Origin of the sequence: Geomonas edaphica (assembly GCF_004917075.1) — a bacterium.
Lineage (GTDB): Bacteria > Desulfobacterota > Desulfuromonadia > Geobacterales > Geobacteraceae > Geomonas > Geomonas edaphica.
Genome location: NZ_SSYB01000004.1, coordinates 661,947 through 677,917, shown reverse-complemented (window position 1 = coordinate 677,917; position 15,971 = coordinate 661,947). Strand labels below are relative to the sequence as shown.

The following is a 15,971-nucleotide window of genomic DNA, read 5'->3' as shown; positions in this document are numbered from 1 at the left end:
CCGCAGGCAATAATGAGGAAAGTGGGAAAAGCTGCTCACGCAGCACTACATGAGCCCCGGCGCTCCCCTTTTAGCTAAGAATTCCGGGTACTAGGCGGATGTCTCCTCGAAGCGGTGAGCACGGCAGAACGTCCTCTCCTTTTCGAAGGAGGAGCTTGTCCCCCTTAGCGAACTTTGCGAAGGGGGGACAGGGGGATTTGCTCTTTCCTTCGCGAGCGAGCGCAATCTGTGCTCACTGGAATCTCGAGAACTAAAAAAGGGGGAGGGCCTATGGCCCTCCCCCTTTGTGCGGCAGACGTCACCGCGTAACTTAGCGTTTCAGGTAAGCATCGATGGAAGCGGCGGCGCGCTTGCCGTCCCCCATGGCGAGGATGACGGTGGCGCCGCCCCTGACGATGTCGCCGCCGGCGAAGACGCCGGGGATGCTGGTCTGGCCGTTATCGTCGGTGACGACGTTGCCCCACTTGTTGAGGCTGAGGTCCGGTGCGGTGGCGGTGAGGAGCGGGTTGGCGTTGGTGCCGACCGCGTTGATCACTATTCCCGCCGGGATGTCGTACTCGGAATCGGGAATCGCCTGCGGACGACGACGACCGGAGTCGTCGGCGGGACCAAGCTCCATGCGCTGGCAGCGCAGCGCCTTCACCCAGCCGTCTTCGGTGGCGACGATCGCCAGGGGGGCGGTGAGCATGATGAACTCGACCCCTTCCTCCTTGGCGTGCTTGATCTCCTCGACCCTCGCCGGCATCTCAGCTTCGCCGCGGCGGTAGATGATCATGGCGCGCTTGGCGCCGAGCCTTTTCGCCGTTCTTACGCAGTCCATCGCCGTGTTGCCGCCGCCGATGACGGCGACCTCGTCACGCTGCAGGATCGGCGTGGCGCTATCCTCCCTGCGACCGGCCTCCATGAGGTTCACGCGGGTGAGGAATTCGTTCGCCGCGTACACCCCTTTGAGGTTCTCCCCCGGGATGTTGAGCATGGTGGGGAGCCCGGCGCCGTTGGCGATGAAGACTGCATCGAATTCGCTGCGCAGCTCGGCGACGGTGAGCGTCTTGCCGATGATCACGTTGCACTCGATGGTGACGCCCAACTGGGCGAGCACGGCAACCTCGCTGTCGATGATCTCCTTGGGAAGACGGAACTCCGGGATGCCGTAGCGGAGCACGCCGCCGGTGTCGTGGAGCGCCTCGAAAATGGTTACCTTGTGACCCTGGCGTGCGAGCTCTCCGGCAGCGGTCAACCCGGCGGGGCCGCAGCCGACCACGGCTACCGACTTGCCGGTCGGCTCAGGCGTCGGCTCGGTGAGAAGGCGGTCCGGGTGCTGCATGGCCCAGTCGGCCACGTAGCGCTCGAGGTAGCCGATGGCCACCGCGTCGCCCTTCTTGCCGCGGATGCAGAGTGCCTCGCACTGGGTCTCCTGGGGGCAGACCCTGCCGCAGACGGCGGGTAGCGCGTTGTCGCCGCGCAGGATCTGCGCCGCACGCGGCATGTCCTCGCACGCGAGCGCGTCGATGAATTCCGGGATGGAAACACCAACCGGACAGCCCGCGACGCAGTTTCTCGTCTTGCACTGCAGGCAGCGCTTCGCCTCGGAGAGCGCCTGATCCCCGGAGAGTCCCAAGTTGACCTCCTCGAAGTTCTTGTTCCGCTCGTCCGCCGGCAGCTCCGGCATGTGTACCCTGTCTATCGCCATCCTCTCTTTGGGGGAAAGGTCGTTGCTCACTTTGCTACCTCCTTAGCCAGTTTGCAGCCCTCGGCTGCGTGCCTTGCCGCCTCTTCCTTGCGATAGCTGGTGAGGCGGTCGGAAAGGCCGTCGAAGTCGACCAGGTGCGCGTCGAACTCCGGTCCGTCCACGCAGGCGAACTTGGTCTGGTTGCCAACCTGCACGCGGCAGCCGCCGCACATCCCGGTGCCGTCGATCATGATCGGGTTGAGGCTCACGATGGTCTCGATGCCGGGCTCGCGGGTGATGTTCGCAACCGCCTTCATCATCGGAACCGGGCCGACCGCGAAGACCGCCTGCGGCACGCGCTCGGGGTCGGCGAGGATCTCGGAAAGAGGACCGGTCACGAACCCCTTGTAACCCTGGCTGCCGTCCTCGGTGGTGATGATGAGGTTTTTCGAGAGGGCCCCAAGCTCGTCGGCCAGGATGACGTACTTCTCGGAACGACCGCCGATGATGGTGGTGATTTCGTTGCCCGCCTCGGCGAGTGCCTTCACCAGTGGGAAGAGGACCGCGGTGCCGACCCCGCCACCGACGCAGACGACTCTGCCCCAGTTGGTTATGTGGGTTTCTTTGCCAAGGGGGCCTGCGACGTCGCGGATGAAACTGCCTGCAGGCGTTGCCACGATCTTCCGGGTGGAGGCGCCGATGGCCTGGATGAAGAGGGTGATGGTCCCGGCGGCCTGGTCGGCGTCGCCGATGGTGAGCGGGATGCGTTCCTCGCCCTGATCGAGGCGGACGATGACGAACTGTCCCGCCTTCCTTGCCCGCGCGATGCGGGGGGCGACCAGCACCATCTTGTGGAGGTTTTCCGCGAGAATCTCGTTGCTTACAACTTCGAACATTGGGGTCACCTTCTTGGGGAAGAGATATGCTGCAGCTGTTTTAGCGTAGTGAATACGATATCAGCAGCGAGGGGGGGAGGGCAAGGAAGTATACGGAAAAGCAGGGGTAATGAACGATTGACAATGGATAATTGACAATGGACGACTCGACTGCCTCAAGCGGCTTGCAGGGAAGGGCAGGGGAGGGGGCTAGGCCTTTACTTTATAGGTTGCGCAGATGATGCCGGCGAAGATGAGCACGATGCCTGCGATGTGGAAGCCCTGCAGCGTTTCGCCGAGGAACATCACCGCCATGATGGTGGAGAAGGCGGGCATCAGGTGCACGAACTGCCCGCCTATGTGGGGGCCGACCCGGCGCAGACCGTGGTTCCAGGCGGTGAAGGCGACCACCGACGCGAGGACGCCGACGTACAGGATGCTCAGTACGGTAGGGAGGTTGAAGGTCATGTGGTGTCCTGCGGAGATCTCCCAGGCGTAGAACGGGACGAGGAGCACGAGGCCGACCACGGTCATGGAAAACAGGAACACGAACGGGTTTAGCCCCTGGGGGTAGCGCTTGATCGCCACCGAGTAGAGCGCCCACGCGATCGCGGCTAAGAGCACCAGGAGGTCGCCGCGGTTGAAGGTGAGCGTCAGGATGCGGGCCGGGTCGCCGCGCAGGATGATGGCTGCGACGCCGACCAGGGAAAGGAAGACCCCGGCGTGCTGGCGCAGCATGACGCGCTGCCCGTAGAAGATGCGGGCGAACATGATGATGAAGATGGGGATAGCCGAGTTGACGAGGGCCGCGTTGATTGCGGTGGTCCAGTGCATCGCCATGTAGATCAGGTAATTGAAGAGGGTGACGGCGAAGAGGCCGGAGATGCCGATAAGCGGCAGGTTGGCGCGCAGTATGGGCCACTCGCGGCGCAGGCGCGGCAGTGCGATCGGGAGAAGCACTACGAGCGCGACCACCCAGCGCCAGAAGACGAAGCCCGCGGGAGGGATGACGCTGTTCATCGCCCGGCTGATCACGAAGTTGCCGGACCAGATCAGGGCGCTCAGGGTGAGAAGGAGGTACGGCATGGAGATACCTATGACGAACCTGCGCGCCAAGCGCTACGGTCCGTAAACTGGAGAATGCCGGGTGAGGGCGGCGCCAAAGCGCAAAGACTCGCTCATTTCGCGCAGTTGGTCAAGCAATTTGAACAGGGATGAAGGGGATAAAAGGGATAAAGGCTATAGAGGTGGGGGCAAGAAAGGGGACAGGCACCTGGCGGAGCCAGTCCCCTTTACAGCTAGAACTCCTGAGACATCGCCTTCACTTCACGGGCGGTGAAGACCGGGCCGTCCTTGCAGACGTAGACGTTGCCGACGTTGCAGCGGCCGCACTTGCCGACGCCGCACTTCATCCTGTTCTCGAGCGTGGTGTAGATGTTGTCGTCGGAGAAGCCAAGACGCTCCAGAACGGGCAACGTGAACTTGATCATGATCGGTGGGCCGCAGACGAGGGCGATGGTGTTTTCGGCGCTCGGCGCCGCCTCCTCGAGGACGGTCGGGACGAAGCCGACCTTGCCGTCGAAGTCGGGGCCTGCGCCGCCGGGGTCGACGCATTTCACCAGGCGCACGTCGCCGCGCTCCTGCCACTCCTTCAACTCGTGCTTGTAGACCAGGTCCGCCTCGGAGCGGGCGCCGTACACGATGGTGATGTCTTTGAACTTGTCGCGCAGGTCGAGACAGTTCCAGATCACGGTCCGAAGCGGCGGAAGGGCGATGCCGCCGGCGATGAAGACGAGGCTCTTGCCGTAAAACTCTTCGATAGGGAAGGAGTTGCCGTAGGGCCCGCGCACCCCGACCGTATCGCCCACCTCAAGCCTTCTGAGCGACTCGGTCACGCGACCGACGCTCCTGAAGCAGCACTCGATGTAACCCTTGCGGGTCGGGGCCGAGGCGATGCAGAAGGTCGACTCACCGAAGCCGAAGGAGGAGTACTCGGCGAACTGGCCGGCGCGGAAGTTGAAATTTTCCCGGACTGCCTCGTCTTGGAAGACCAGGCGCAGCGTTCTGACATCCGGGGTCTCGTCGACGATGGTCTCGATGGTGGCGAGGTTGGGGAGGTAGATGTTCTTGGATTCGCACATAGATCGGTTCTCTCGTTAAAACAAAGGCGTTTAACAGGGATGAAGGGGATGAAGGGGATAACTTCAAGGTTTAAGGTTTTATCCCTTTTATCCCATTCATCCCTGTGAATATGGTTTTTAATGGTTATTCCGCTTTGCCGTTAATCGTTTCCAGTATCTCGGCGATGTCGATGCCGACGGGGCAGGCGCGGATGCAGCGGCCGCAGCCGGTGCAAAGCGTTTTGCCGAACTTGTCGTCGTAGTACTTGAACTTGTGCATGATGCGGTTTCTGTAGCGCTTGTTCTGCACGTCGCGCGGGTTGTGCCCCGAGGCGTGGTTGGTGAATTTCGCGAAGCCGCATGCGTCCCAGTGCTTGCGCCGCACACCATCGTCGGTGCTCCCCTCATCGTTGATGTCGAAACAGTGGCAGGCCGGACAGATGAAGGCGCAGGCGCCGCAACCGACACAGATGTCGGCGATTCTCTCCCAGAGCGGGTCCTCGAAGTGCTCTTCCAGCCACTTCTTGATTTTGACGAGGTCGAGCTTCTGGACGGCCTGGTCCACGAACGGCACGGGCTCGGCACCCGCCCCTTCCGCGAAGAGGTTCTTGTGCGCGGCAACCAGGGCCTGTCCCTTTTCGGTCACCGCGTTGCAGGCGTAGGAGCCGTCCTTGAGCGGGGTCAGGAAGAGATCGCTGCCGTTCTCGGTGTCCGGTGCCAGTCCCACCGCGCGGCAGAAGCAGGCGTCGTCACCCTTGGTGCAGGCGATCCCGACGATGGTGCTCTTCTTGCGGCGCTCCAGGTAGAACTCGTCCTTGTAGTCCCAGGACATGACGGCATCCAGGATGGAGGGGGAGCCGGCATCGCAGGGGGGCGCGCCGAACAGCACCGTTTCCGGGAATTTGGAACGGTCCACGTCGGTCACCTTCATGGCGCCGCCTTCCCGCTTGTAGGAGAGGATGTCCTCGCAGACGGGGAAGAACAGCTCTTTCGAGGAGCGGCGCGGCAGTGCGTCGAGGGTCAGCTCGGTCCCCGCGGTGAGCGGTTCGTAGAGGACCACCGATCCCGACAGCTTCGGGCCGACGACGAGTTTGGCTTCCTTGACCAGGAGGTCGATCAGATTGCGAAGGTTCTGTTCCGTAATGATCTGCATAGGGTTCTCTTTCATGGCGGCCGTTGCAGGGCCGCCGTTGATGGTGTCAGCTCCGCCCCCCGGAGGGGGGAGGCTGGGAGGGGGGAAGCTAGCGGTGGAAAGCCCCCTTCCTGTCCCTCCCCCTCCAGGGGAGGGGACCTTGTGCCTACTTGATGAACGACTGGTCGTCGTCCTCCTTGTACTGGTTGAGTGGCCCCTTTTCCACCGGGGCGAGCCCCGCCTCGTAGTCGTAGAGCTCCTTCAGCTCCTTTGCCATGCGGCGGTTCAACAGGTTCAACGGGATGTCCATCGGGCAGACGCGCTCGCATTCGGCGCAGCCGCCGCAGCGTCCGGCAAGGTGCATGGCGCGCACGAGGTGCCAGGCCATGTTGCCGGCGGGGCGCGGCGAGCTCTCCACCGCTTGCGGCCGGTTCTTGTCGCACAGGCACTGCTCACAGTAGCAGAAGGGGCAGACCTGGCGGCACGCCATGCAGCGGATACAGCGCGAGAAATGTTCCTTCCAGAAAGCCCAGCGTTCCGCCTGCGGCATCGCCTCGATGCGGGCCATCTCCTCCGCCTCTTCCGGGGTCAGGTCGGCGAGCTCGGCGTGGGTTCCGGCGGCGACGTCGGCCCCCTCCGGCATGTGCACGATACATTCGCGGCACTTGCGGGCGATGTTGGCTTCAGTCAAGGTCCCGGTCCGCTCAACGCCGAAACCGTACACGCCGGGGCAGACCACGCCGATGATGAAGAGGTCCTCCCGCTGGAGCTGCGATTCCGTCATCAGGCCGGCCAAGGCCCGCATGTCGCAACCCTTGGCGACGATGCCGACCTTACCCTGCTTCAGCACACCTTTCTTCGCCTTGGTGAGGTAGACCGAGAGGTTGTTGACGCAGGCGGGCGAGAAAACGAGTTTCTCCGCTTCTTCCACCGAGGTCACCAGCGCCGGGGTGGCGGTTCCTTTGCGGCGACCGGGGAGATAGCCGACCACGCCGACCACCGTATCTTCTTTAAGGATCTTCACCGCTTCCTTGCGAATCGCCTCGGTGACCGCCTCGTAGTAGGCCGGCTCGATGCTGGTCAGTTGGTTCTTGTTAGCTTTAGCGTTCATGACGTGGGTCCGTTCATTTCCCCCCTAGGAAGGGGCGTGTTGTTGTAGGGGCGAATAATCATTCGCCCGCCTTCGTCGCGTTCAGTCGGATCCGCAATTACGGTAGTCGGGGCACCGGCGGCTGGGCGAATATTATTCGCCCCTACGGAGTTCGTCCGACCACACGCCGTAATCAGCTGATGCTGTCGTACGCCTCTTTCAGTTCCGGGGTGTTGAGCACCTGGGACCTGTCCCCTGTGATGTTGAGCCCGGTGGATTTGCCCGCCGTAGCCTCGGCGAAGGTGGACCACAACTCCTCGTGCTCCAGCTCCTTGAACTCCGGCATCGGCCCCATGGTGCGCACCCGCTCGGTCAGATCGGTCACCACCTCGACCCACTTTCCCCCCTCCGCAGCGGAGACCCAGGAGAACTGGAGCCGGTTCAGGTCGACCCCGATGAAGTCGAGCAGGGCGCGGAAGGCTGCGAAGCGGCGCCGGGCGTGGAAGTTCCCGGCCATGTAGTGGCAGTCGCCCGGGTGGCAACCGGAGACGAGCACCCCGTCCGCCCCTTTCTGGAAGGCGCGCAGGATGAAGACCGGATCGATCCTCCCGGTGCAGGGAAACTTGAGCACCCGGACGTTGGGCGGGTACTGCATCCGGCTCGTGCCGGCAAGGTCCGCCCCCGCGTACGTGCACCAGGTGCAGACGAAGGCGACTATCTTCGGTTCAAAATCGTGCATGGAAACCTCTGGAGCCGTTCAACGTTCAGCGTTCAACGTTCGAGAACGTGATTGCCCTGACGGAACGGGGTGTTGACTGTCTTGTCACTATCCAAAAAAGCGCTTTAGGGAAGAAACCCGCTGAACGTTGAACGTTGAACGCTGAACGGCCTCTTGCCTTTACAGCGCCTCTATCATCGCCATGATCTGCTCGTCGGTGTAGCCGTCGAGTTCGATGGACTTGGAGGGGCAGGTGGCCTGGCAGGTGCCGCAGCCGCCGCACACGCCGGGATTCACATACGCAACCTTCTTCACCAGGTTCCCCTGGCGGTCCCTGATCTCCTTCTCCTCGATCGCCCCGTAGGCGCAGACCTTCTTACAGGCGAAACAGCCGACGCAGTACTTCTCATTCACCTTGGCGACCACCGGATCGCGCTCCAACTGGTCCTTCGCGAACAGGGTCATCACCTTCGCCGCGGCCGCGGAAGCCTGGGAGACGGTGTCCGGGATGTCCTTCGGCCCCTGGCACGCACCGGCAAGGTAAATCCCGGCGGTGGCGCACTCGACCGGCTTCAGCTTCGCATGGGCCTCGGAGTAGAAGTTGTACTTGTCGTAGGAGATGCCGAGCTTCTGCGCCAAGAGGTCGGCGCCGTCCTGGGCCTGCACCGCGGTGGCGAGGACGACCAAGTCCGCCTCGATCTCGACCTGGACGCCGACCTGGATGTCGCTCCCCATCACGACGATCTTGTCCCCCTTCTGATACATGCGGGAGACCATGCCCCTGATGTAGACCGCTTCCTCTTCTTCGACGGCACGACGCCAGAACTCGTCGTAACCCTTGCCCGGAGTACGCGCGTCCATGAAGAAGACGTAGGCCTGCCCGTCGTGCACCTTGTGGTGGTAGAGCATGGTGTGCTTGGCGGTGTACATGCAGCAGACCTTGGAACAGTAGGAGATCCCTTTTTCCCTGGCGCGCGAGCCGACGCACTGGATGAAGACCACCTGCTTCGGTTCCTTGCCGTCCGAGGGACGCAGGATCTTACCGCCGGTGGGGCCTGAGGCGGAGGCAAGACGCTCGAAGGTCATGCCGTCGATGACGTCGGGGATGGTGCCGTAGCCGAACTCGCCGTAACCCTGGATCGGGCTGTCTTCGGGCTTCCTGTCGATGGTATAGAGCTTGAAACCGGTGGCGACCACGATGGCCCCCACGTCCTCGACGGTGAAGCTGTCCGTCTGCTCGTAGTCGACCGCGCCGGGACCGCACACCTTGGCGCAGACGCCGCACTTGCCGCTTTGGAACATGGTGCAGTTTTCCCGGTCGATGACCGGCGTGTTGGGAACCGCCTGCGGGAAGGGGACGTAGATGGCGGGGCGCATGCCGTGCCCCTGGTCGAACTCGTTGGGAATCTTCTTCTTCGGGCACTTGGTCATGCAGACGCCGCAGCCGGTGCACTTCGACTCGTCCACCGAGCGCGCCTTGTGCTTCACCGTCACCTGGAAGTTGCCGATGTAGCCGTCCACCTTCTCGATTTCCGCGTAGGTGTAGAGGGTGATGTTCGGGTGGTTCGCCACGTCAACCATCTTCGGCGTCATGATGCACTGGGAACAGTCGAGCGTCGGGAAGGTTTCGGAGAGCTGGGCCATGTGGCCGCCGATGGAGGGGTCGCGCTCGACCAGCACCACGCGGTGCCCGGCGTCGGCGATGTCGAGGGCCGCCTGGATCCCGGCGATGCCGCCGCCGATGACGAGCGCCCGCTTGGTCACCGGGACGGTGATCGGGGCGAGCGACTTACCCTTGCGCACCCGCTCCACCATGAGCTTCACGATGCCGGTCGCCTTCTCGGTCGCCATTTCCCGGTCCTCGTGGACCCAGGAACAGTGCTCGCGGATGTTCGCCATCTCGCACAGGTACGGGTTGAGCCCGGCGGATTCGGCCGCCTTCCTAAAGGTCTTCTCGTGCATGCGCGGGCTGCAGGCCGCTACGAGCACGCCGTCCAGCTTGTGCTCGGCGACCGCCTTCTTCAGAAGGGTCTGTCCCGGGTCCGAGCACATGTACTTGTAATCGCAGGAATACGCTACCCCGGGGATTTCACCCGCGGCCTTGGCGACCTGCTCCACATCCACAGTGCGGGAGATGTTCTCGCCGCAGTGGCAAACAAAAACGCCGATTCTGGACATAAGCTCCTCAATCCGTTGCTGCCGCCGGGGGCTAGAGCAGCTGTTTATCTCTTAACAGCGGTTTCGGGTCGATGATGACGCTCTCGAAACCGAGGCTTTGCGAGGCGACGCCCATGGCGAGGGCCGCAAGCTGGGTGATGTAGAAGATGGGGAGGTCGCGCCGGTCCTCGCTGGTGGTGCTAAGCGGCAGGTCGGACCCGAAGATGCTGCCGAACAGGGTGGAGTCGGGAGCGCCATAGGCCTCCTTGATCTCCTTCTGCCGGATGTCGAGGTTGCCGTGGCACAGGGGGCAGGCGACCATGATGCAGTCGGCCCCGGCAAGGCGCGCCGATTCCAGGATGGCGTTGGAAAGCTTCAGCACCACGCCCGGGCGGGAGAGGGTGAAGTTCGCGCCGCAGCACTCCATGCGGTGCGACCATTTGACCGGCTCGGCGCCGAGCGCGCGCAGGATGTCCTCCATGATGCTCGGGTCCTCGCAGTCGTCTAGTTCCGGCACCTCGGGGGGGCGGGTGAGGAGGCAGCCGTAGTAGGCCGCGACCTTGAGCCCCATGAGCGGCTTCTTGACGCTCTCCTCGAGCTTCGCGAGACCGTACTCGCGGGCGAGGATCTCCAGAATGTGCTTTACCGGCTTGTTGAGCGATGCCGGGCCGTCGATGGCATACTCGACCTGCTTTCTCTTGGTCTCGTCCTCTTTCAGGTGGTGCTGCGTGGTCTTCAGACGCGAAAAACAGGCGGCGCAGGCAACGGCCAAGTCCCCCTCGACCTGGTCGGCCAGGGAAAGGTTCTTCGCGCAAAGCGAAAGCGACAGGAGCTCGTCCACGTTGTGGGCCGGGGTCGCGCCGCAGCAGAACCAGTCCGGCACCTCCTTGAGCCCCACGTTGAGCGCCTTGAAAAGGGCGCGGGTGGAAATATCGTACTCGCGGCCGGAGGCGTGCAGCGAACAGCCGGGATAGTAGGAATAACTGAGTTTTTTCTTGCCGGGCGTCACAGTGCCTCCCCCTTCTTGCGCATCTCCTCGATTCTCTTGAAGATCCCCTCGATGTCACCGATGTTACGGTTCTTGGAATGGAACATCTTCAGCTTCCCCTTGGAGAGGAGCTTCGGTCCGAGCATGAGGTCCTTCAGGAACTGGCCGCTCTTCATGTTGAAGATGGCGCCGAGGCGGAGTTCGTATTGGCGGCCGTAGGTGCGGATGTTCTCGATAAAGAGCCGGTTGGCGAGCTGCACGTAGCTTTCCTTCGAGGGGCCGTCGGCGTCCCAGGAGAGCTTTCTGAGCGCGTCCATGATGGCGGCGAGGTCTACCTTGTTCGGACAGCGGGTGGTGCAGGTCTCACAGGAGGCGCAGTACCAGATGGAGCGGCCGGCGAGGACGCGCTGCCCCTGGCCTAACTGCAGCAGGCGCACGATCCGGTTGGGCGGGTGCTCCATGAACGTCGACATGGGACAGCCGGCGGAACATTTGCCGCACTGGAAGCAGCGCCGGACCGAGCTGCCGGAGAGCGCTTCCACCTTTTTCACGAAACCGACGTTCATGGTCTCGTTGGAGAGGTGCATCAACTTGTTTTTCACTGCGGACCTCGTGACTGGTTAATGGCCAGCGACCATTTTGTTAATAAACAGCTCGAAATCATACGCCCATGGAAAGGGAAAAGGCAAGCCCTTAACGAGCAGTTTTTCTGTTTTGCGGGAACGATGTTTTAAAATAGACGAAATTTTTGTCATACACGAAATTGGGGAGGACTATACGCCATTTTAAAACAAAAAAGCAAGCTTTTGTTTGCTTTGGAAGGCACTGAAAAACAAAGGTATTTATGAAATTGGCTGCAGAAATCGGCTTTCTCTGGCGGGATTTGGGCTCCGAAATTATACAAAAATGCGTCATTTTAAAACAACAGGGGGCGTGCGGGAATTTAACGTGGAAGTCTCTGAAGTTTCGTGGAAATTGGTTAAAAGTTGCCTATCCGGTGGTCGGCGGGGATGAGGCGGGTCTAAGGGGACATGGCGCGCGTGTTTACATTTTTTTAAAACAATCAAACGTCGAGATTGGAATTTGCAAATACTTTGACAGAAAATGTCAAATGTAATAAGAGTACCGGGGCGTTATCCGTGCGAGGTGAACCATCGGCGAGTTGAGAAGACTATACCGCTACATGCGCGATTGCCGGGGGGCTTACCTGCTGGGAGCGCTCCTCCTGGTGGGGACCAACCTGTGCGGGCTTGCCATCCCGTGGCTCATGAAGCTCGCCATCGAGGCGCTGCAGGCACCGGCGAAGGCGGGATATTCGCCTGCGCAGTTTGGCGGCATGATCGCGGCTGCCGCGGTCGGGCAGGGGGTGATCCGCGTCTTCTCCCGCACGACGCTACTGAACGCGGGGCGGCGCATCGAGTACCGGCTGCGCGAGGACCTCTACGCGAGGCTGCTCACCCTCGACCGTACCTATTTCTCCAACTGGCGCACCGGCGACATCCTATCCCGCCTTTCCAACGACCTCACCAACGTCAGGATGCTCCTGGGCTTCGGTGTGCTCAGCTCGCTCAACACGGTCATCATCTACACCGCCTCCCTCATCCTGTTGACCCGCATCTCCCCTTTCCTCACCCTTTGCGCCGTCGGGCCGTTCCCGGTCATGGTGCTTATCGTGAAGCGGCTGAGCTCCTCCATGTTCCGCTCCTCGAAGCTCATGCAGGAAGCGCTCGCGCGGCTCACCACTTGCGTCGAGGAGAACGTGTCGGCTGCCGCCGTGGTGCGCGCCTACAGCCGTGAGGAAGGGGAGATCGCGAGCTTCGGGGCCGCGTGCGACGGCTACAGCGAGGCGAGCATGGCGGTCGCGAAGATCCGGGGGCTCATGCTGCCGGTGATGGCGGCGACCGGCGCCCTCGGGACGCTGGTCGTACTCTTTGTCGGTGGCAACCTGGTGATCAGCGGCGGTTTGACGCTCGGCGGTTTCGTCGCCTTCAACGGTTACCTCGCCATGCTGGTCTGGCCGACCATCATGTTCGGCTGGATCCTGAACCTGATGCAGCGCGGCGCTGCCTCCATGGGACGCCTGGGAGAGATCCTGAACGCCCACGCCGAGGTGGTCGAATCGGCCGAACCGATCGACCCCGGGCGTATCGGGGGGCATATAGAGTACCGGTCCCTCTCCTTCTCCTACGGCGGCACCGACATGCTGAGCGGCATCGATCTGAAGATCAGGAAAGGGGCCCGCATCGGCATCGTGGGGGTGGTCGGGAGCGGCAAGTCGACCCTGGTGCGGCTCATCCCGCGGCTTTTCCCCGTTGGCGACGGGACGCTCTTCATAGACGGCATAGACGTGAACCGTATTCCCCTGCAGCGCATCCGCTCCGCGGTTGGCTTCGTGCCGCAGGAGAGCTTTCTCTTTTCTCGCACCATCGCCGACAACATAGGTTATGGAAAGCCAGGCGCGACCCGCGATGAGATTGAGCGCGCGGCGCGCATCGCCGGGCTTGCCGGGGACATCGCGCGTTTTCCGCAGGGGCTCGACACCCTGGTTGGGGAGCGTGGCGTCACCCTTTCCGGCGGACAGAAACAGCGCGTCTCCATTGCCCGGGCGCTGATCAAGGAGCCGAGCATACTGATCCTCGACGATCCGCTTTCCGCCGTCGATGCCGATACCGAGGAGGAGATCCTCTCGGCCCTGTCCGGTTATTACGGAGAGCGGACCGTGCTCATCGTTTCGCATCGTCTCTCCCCTCTGCGTGGCTGCGACGAGATCATAGTTTTGGAGCAGGGAGCGATTGTGGAGCAGGGGAGCCACGCGGAGCTCCTGGAGCTGGGCGGCCGCTACGCCGCGATCCACAGAGAAGAGCAGTTGAAGGCGGAGATAGAAAAGCTTTAAAGACAAAGGCAAAGGCTTTAACGCAAAGACGCGGAGCCGCGGAGCCGCAAAGAAAGTCTTTGAGGGCTAAAACCTTTGTCAGTTTCTGGTTCCCTTAGCGTCTTGGCGGCTTTGCGCCTTTGCGTTAAGCAGTTTGGTTTTTACGGGATTCAAAGGCAAAGGCTTTAACGCAAAGACGCAAAGGCGCGGAGACGCAAAGAAAGTCTTTGAGGGGTAAAACCTTCGTCTGTTTCTGGTTTCCTTAGCGTCTTGGCGGCTTTGCGTCTTTGCGTTAGGCCGTTGGGTTTTACAGGATTTAACGGCAAAGGCTTCAACGCAAAGACGCGGAGGCGCGGAGACGCTAAGAAAGTCTTTGGGTTAAACCTTTATCCGTTTCTGGTTTCCTTAGCGCCTTGGCGGCTTTGCGTCTTTGCGTTAAGCAGTTGGGTTTTAAAGGAGAAGCATGCACTTCGGCGGCATATACGAGGACGAAGTAGTAGGCAAGATGTACGATCGACGCCTGATGGGGCGCTTCTTCGCCTACATCCTGCCGTACCGGCGCACGCTGGTGTCGGCGCTCGCCCTGCTTCCTTTCATCGCCGTAACCAAGCTGTCCCAGCCCTGGATCCTCAAGATGGCCATCGACGGCCATATCGTTAAGGGGCAGATGGAAGGGCTACCGGCGCTGGCCGCCGCCTTCCTGGGCATCATCTTCGCCGAGTCCCTCCTCATGTTCGCGCAGGTCTACATGCTGACCTGGGTCGGCCAGCGGGTCATGTACGACATCCGCGTGCAGCTCTTCACCCACATCCAGCGTCTCTCCGCCCGCTTCTTCGATCAGACCCCGGTGGGAAGCCTGGTCTCGCGCCTCACCAGCGACATCGAGGTGCTGGGCGAGATGTTCGCGGCGGGGATCGTCACCGTGGTGGGCGACATCCTCGTGCTGGCGGGCATCGTCGGCATCATGCTCTGGATGAACGTGAAGCTCTCCCTGGTCACCTTCTCGGTGCTACCGCTGCTCATCTGGGTCGCCTTCTCCTTTAGAAACTGGATGCGCGTCGCCTTCCGGCAGGTGCGCTCCCGCCAGGCGAACCTCTCCGCCTTCCTCACCGAGAGCCTCGGCGGCATGGCGGTGGTGCAGCTCTTCAACCGCGAACGGGACGAGGCCAAGGAGTTCCAGAGGCTGAACAAGTCCTACGTGGAGGCGAACCTCCCGGTGATCACCTGGGATGCCGCCCTCTACGCCGTCGTCGAGTCGCTCTCCTCGGTGGCGGTGGCGCTGATCATCTGGTACGGCGGCGGAGAGATCATCAGGGGGACGTTATCCTTCGGCGCCCTGGTCGCATTCATACAGTACATAGAGAAGTTCTTCTCCCCGATCCGCGACCTCTCGGCGAAATACTCGGTTATGCAGGGGGCGATGGCTTCGCTCGAGCGCGTCTTCACACTCCTCGACAACAAGGAATGGGAGCCGGGTGCGGCTCCCGCGCCGGAAAAGGATGAGGCCGCTGCACCCGCCTGCGTACCGGCGCCGCAAGACGCCCTGCGGAGCATCTGCTTCAACGATGTCTGGTTCGCCTACAACAGCGAGGACTACGTGCTCAAAGGGGTCTCGCTGCAGATGAAGCGCGGCGAGAAGGTGGCGCTTGTGGGAGAGACCGGCGGCGGCAAGACCACGGTGACGCGGCTTTTGTCACGGCTCTACGACGTGCAGCGCGGCTCGATCACCATCGACGGGACCGACCTGCGCGAGATGCCGTTGCAGCAGTTGCGAAAAAGGATCGGTGTCGTGCTCCAGGACCCGTACCTCTTCTCAGGGACCATCGCCTACAATATCTCGCTCGGCGACCCGGAGGCGATGAAACGTGTTGAGCAGGCGGCCAAGGTGGTCGGCGCGGACCGTTTCATCCGGGAGCTCCCGAAGGGGTACGACGAGGAGGTGCGTGAGCGCGGGGTGAACTTCTCGGCGGGAGAACGCCAGCTCATCTCCTTTGCCAGGGCGGTAGCCTTCGACCCGGAAATCCTGGTACTGGACGAGGCGACGGCGAGCGTCGACACTGCGAGCGAGCGGCTCATCCAGCAGGGGCTTGAGGGGCTCATGCAGGGGCGGACCACGCTCGTCGTGGCGCACCGTCTCTCCACGATCCGGGACGCCGACCGCATCGCCGTCATCCACCGCGGCGAAAAGGCCGAGGAAGGAACCCATGCGGAATTGATGGCCGCACGCGGGCTCTATTACCGGCTCTACCAACTGCAGTTCAAGGATTAGTGCCCCCGTTCCTGATATCTTTCGCAGGCTCGGCATAAACGAATCGCTAGTTCATGAAAGAGCGGTTGACCTTTCATAGAA

The 15,971-nt window shown here is 62.0% G+C and carries 12 protein-coding genes; 2 read left to right on the top strand and 10 right to left on the bottom strand.

All coding sequences use genetic code 11. From position 1 onward, the window contains the following. Positions 1-310: 310 nt before the first annotated feature. The 10 genes from gltA to E8K79_RS13795 form a co-directional block, all read right to left on the bottom strand. The gene (gltA, locus tag E8K79_RS13840; protein WP_136515234.1) at positions 311-1,720 is read right to left on the bottom strand and encodes an NADPH-dependent glutamate synthase; all 1,410 of its coding nucleotides are present in this window, start codon (positions 1,718-1,720) and stop codon (positions 311-313) included. Next, a complete protein-coding gene (locus tag E8K79_RS13835; protein ID WP_136515233.1) occupies positions 1,717-2,565 on the bottom strand; it encodes a sulfide/dihydroorotate dehydrogenase-like FAD/NAD-binding protein in 849 nt (282 codons plus the stop codon). The genes gltA and E8K79_RS13835 overlap by 4 nt, the downstream gene beginning before the upstream one ends. Before the next feature lie 189 nt (positions 2,566-2,754). Then, the gene (locus tag E8K79_RS13830; protein ID WP_246043826.1) at positions 2,755-3,660 is read right to left on the bottom strand and encodes a DMT family transporter; all 906 of its coding nucleotides are present in this window, start codon (positions 3,658-3,660) and stop codon (positions 2,755-2,757) included. A 182-nt stretch (positions 3,661-3,842) separates the two neighbouring features. Further along, entirely contained in the window at positions 3,843-4,685 is an 843-nt protein-coding gene (locus E8K79_RS13825) for an FAD/NAD(P)-binding protein (RefSeq protein WP_136515232.1), read from the bottom strand. A gap of 124 nt (positions 4,686-4,809) precedes the next feature. Then, positions 4,810-5,817: a 4Fe-4S dicluster domain-containing protein gene (locus tag E8K79_RS13820; RefSeq protein WP_136515231.1), complete on the bottom strand. Its 1,008-nt coding sequence runs from the start codon at positions 5,815-5,817 to the stop codon at positions 4,810-4,812. Positions 5,818-5,962: 145 nt separating this feature from the next. Beyond that, a complete protein-coding gene (locus E8K79_RS13815; RefSeq protein WP_136515230.1) occupies positions 5,963-6,907 on the bottom strand; it encodes a 4Fe-4S dicluster domain-containing protein in 945 nt (314 codons plus the stop codon). 172 nt (positions 6,908-7,079) lie between these two features. Continuing rightward, on the bottom strand, positions 7,080-7,625 hold the full coding sequence (locus E8K79_RS13810) for a hydrogenase iron-sulfur subunit (RefSeq protein WP_136515229.1): 546 nt from the start codon (positions 7,623-7,625) through the stop codon (positions 7,080-7,082). Between the two features lie 159 nt (positions 7,626-7,784). Further along, on the bottom strand, positions 7,785-9,782 hold the full coding sequence (locus E8K79_RS13805) for a CoB--CoM heterodisulfide reductase iron-sulfur subunit A family protein (protein ID WP_136515228.1): 1,998 nt from the start codon (positions 9,780-9,782) through the stop codon (positions 7,785-7,787). A 31-nt stretch (positions 9,783-9,813) separates the two neighbouring features. Beyond that, positions 9,814-10,770 carry a CoB--CoM heterodisulfide reductase iron-sulfur subunit B family protein gene (locus tag E8K79_RS13800; protein WP_136515227.1) on the bottom strand — a complete coding sequence of 319 codons (957 nt, stop codon included), beginning with the start codon at positions 10,768-10,770 and terminating at the stop codon, positions 9,814-9,816. Beyond that, positions 10,767-11,351, bottom strand: a complete 585-nt coding sequence (locus E8K79_RS13795) for a 4Fe-4S dicluster domain-containing protein (protein ID WP_135869014.1) — start codon at positions 11,349-11,351, stop codon at positions 10,767-10,769. Before E8K79_RS13795 ends, E8K79_RS13800 begins: the two co-directional genes overlap by 4 nt. A 581-nt stretch (positions 11,352-11,932) precedes the next feature. Between E8K79_RS13795 and E8K79_RS13785 the strand changes: the two genes are divergently transcribed. Together E8K79_RS13785 and E8K79_RS13780 are read left to right on the top strand one after the other, a co-directional pair. After that, complete coding sequence (locus tag E8K79_RS13785) at positions 11,933-13,642, top strand: ABC transporter ATP-binding protein (protein ID WP_136515225.1); 1,710 nt, start codon at positions 11,933-11,935, stop codon at positions 13,640-13,642. Between the two features lie 442 nt (positions 13,643-14,084). Further along, a complete protein-coding gene (locus E8K79_RS13780; protein WP_136515224.1) occupies positions 14,085-15,890 on the top strand; it encodes an ABC transporter ATP-binding protein in 1,806 nt (601 codons plus the stop codon). The last annotated feature ends 81 nt before the right edge of the window (positions 15,891-15,971 follow it).

Excerpts from the sequence above, each read along its gene's own strand:
- E8K79_RS13820 (WP_136515231.1), bottom strand. The coding sequence starts at position 5,817 with ATGCAGATCATTACGGAACAGAACCTTCGCAATCTGATCGACCTCCTG.
- E8K79_RS13780 (WP_136515224.1), top strand. The coding sequence starts at position 14,085 with ATGCACTTCGGCGGCATATACGAGGACGAAGTAGTAGGCAAGATGTAC.
- E8K79_RS13835 (WP_136515233.1), bottom strand. The coding sequence starts at position 2,565 with ATGTTCGAAGTTGTAAGCAACGAGATTCTCGCGGAAAACCTCCACAAG.
- E8K79_RS13825 (WP_136515232.1), bottom strand. The coding sequence starts at position 4,685 with ATGTGCGAATCCAAGAACATCTACCTCCCCAACCTCGCCACCATCGAG.
- E8K79_RS13785 (WP_136515225.1), top strand. The coding sequence starts at position 11,933 with ATGCGCGATTGCCGGGGGGCTTACCTGCTGGGAGCGCTCCTCCTGGTG.
- E8K79_RS13810 (WP_136515229.1), bottom strand. The coding sequence starts at position 7,625 with ATGCACGATTTTGAACCGAAGATAGTCGCCTTCGTCTGCACCTGGTGC.
- E8K79_RS13815 (WP_136515230.1), bottom strand. The coding sequence starts at position 6,907 with ATGAACGCTAAAGCTAACAAGAACCAACTGACCAGCATCGAGCCGGCC.
- E8K79_RS13805 (WP_136515228.1), bottom strand. The coding sequence starts at position 9,782 with ATGTCCAGAATCGGCGTTTTTGTTTGCCACTGCGGCGAGAACATCTCC.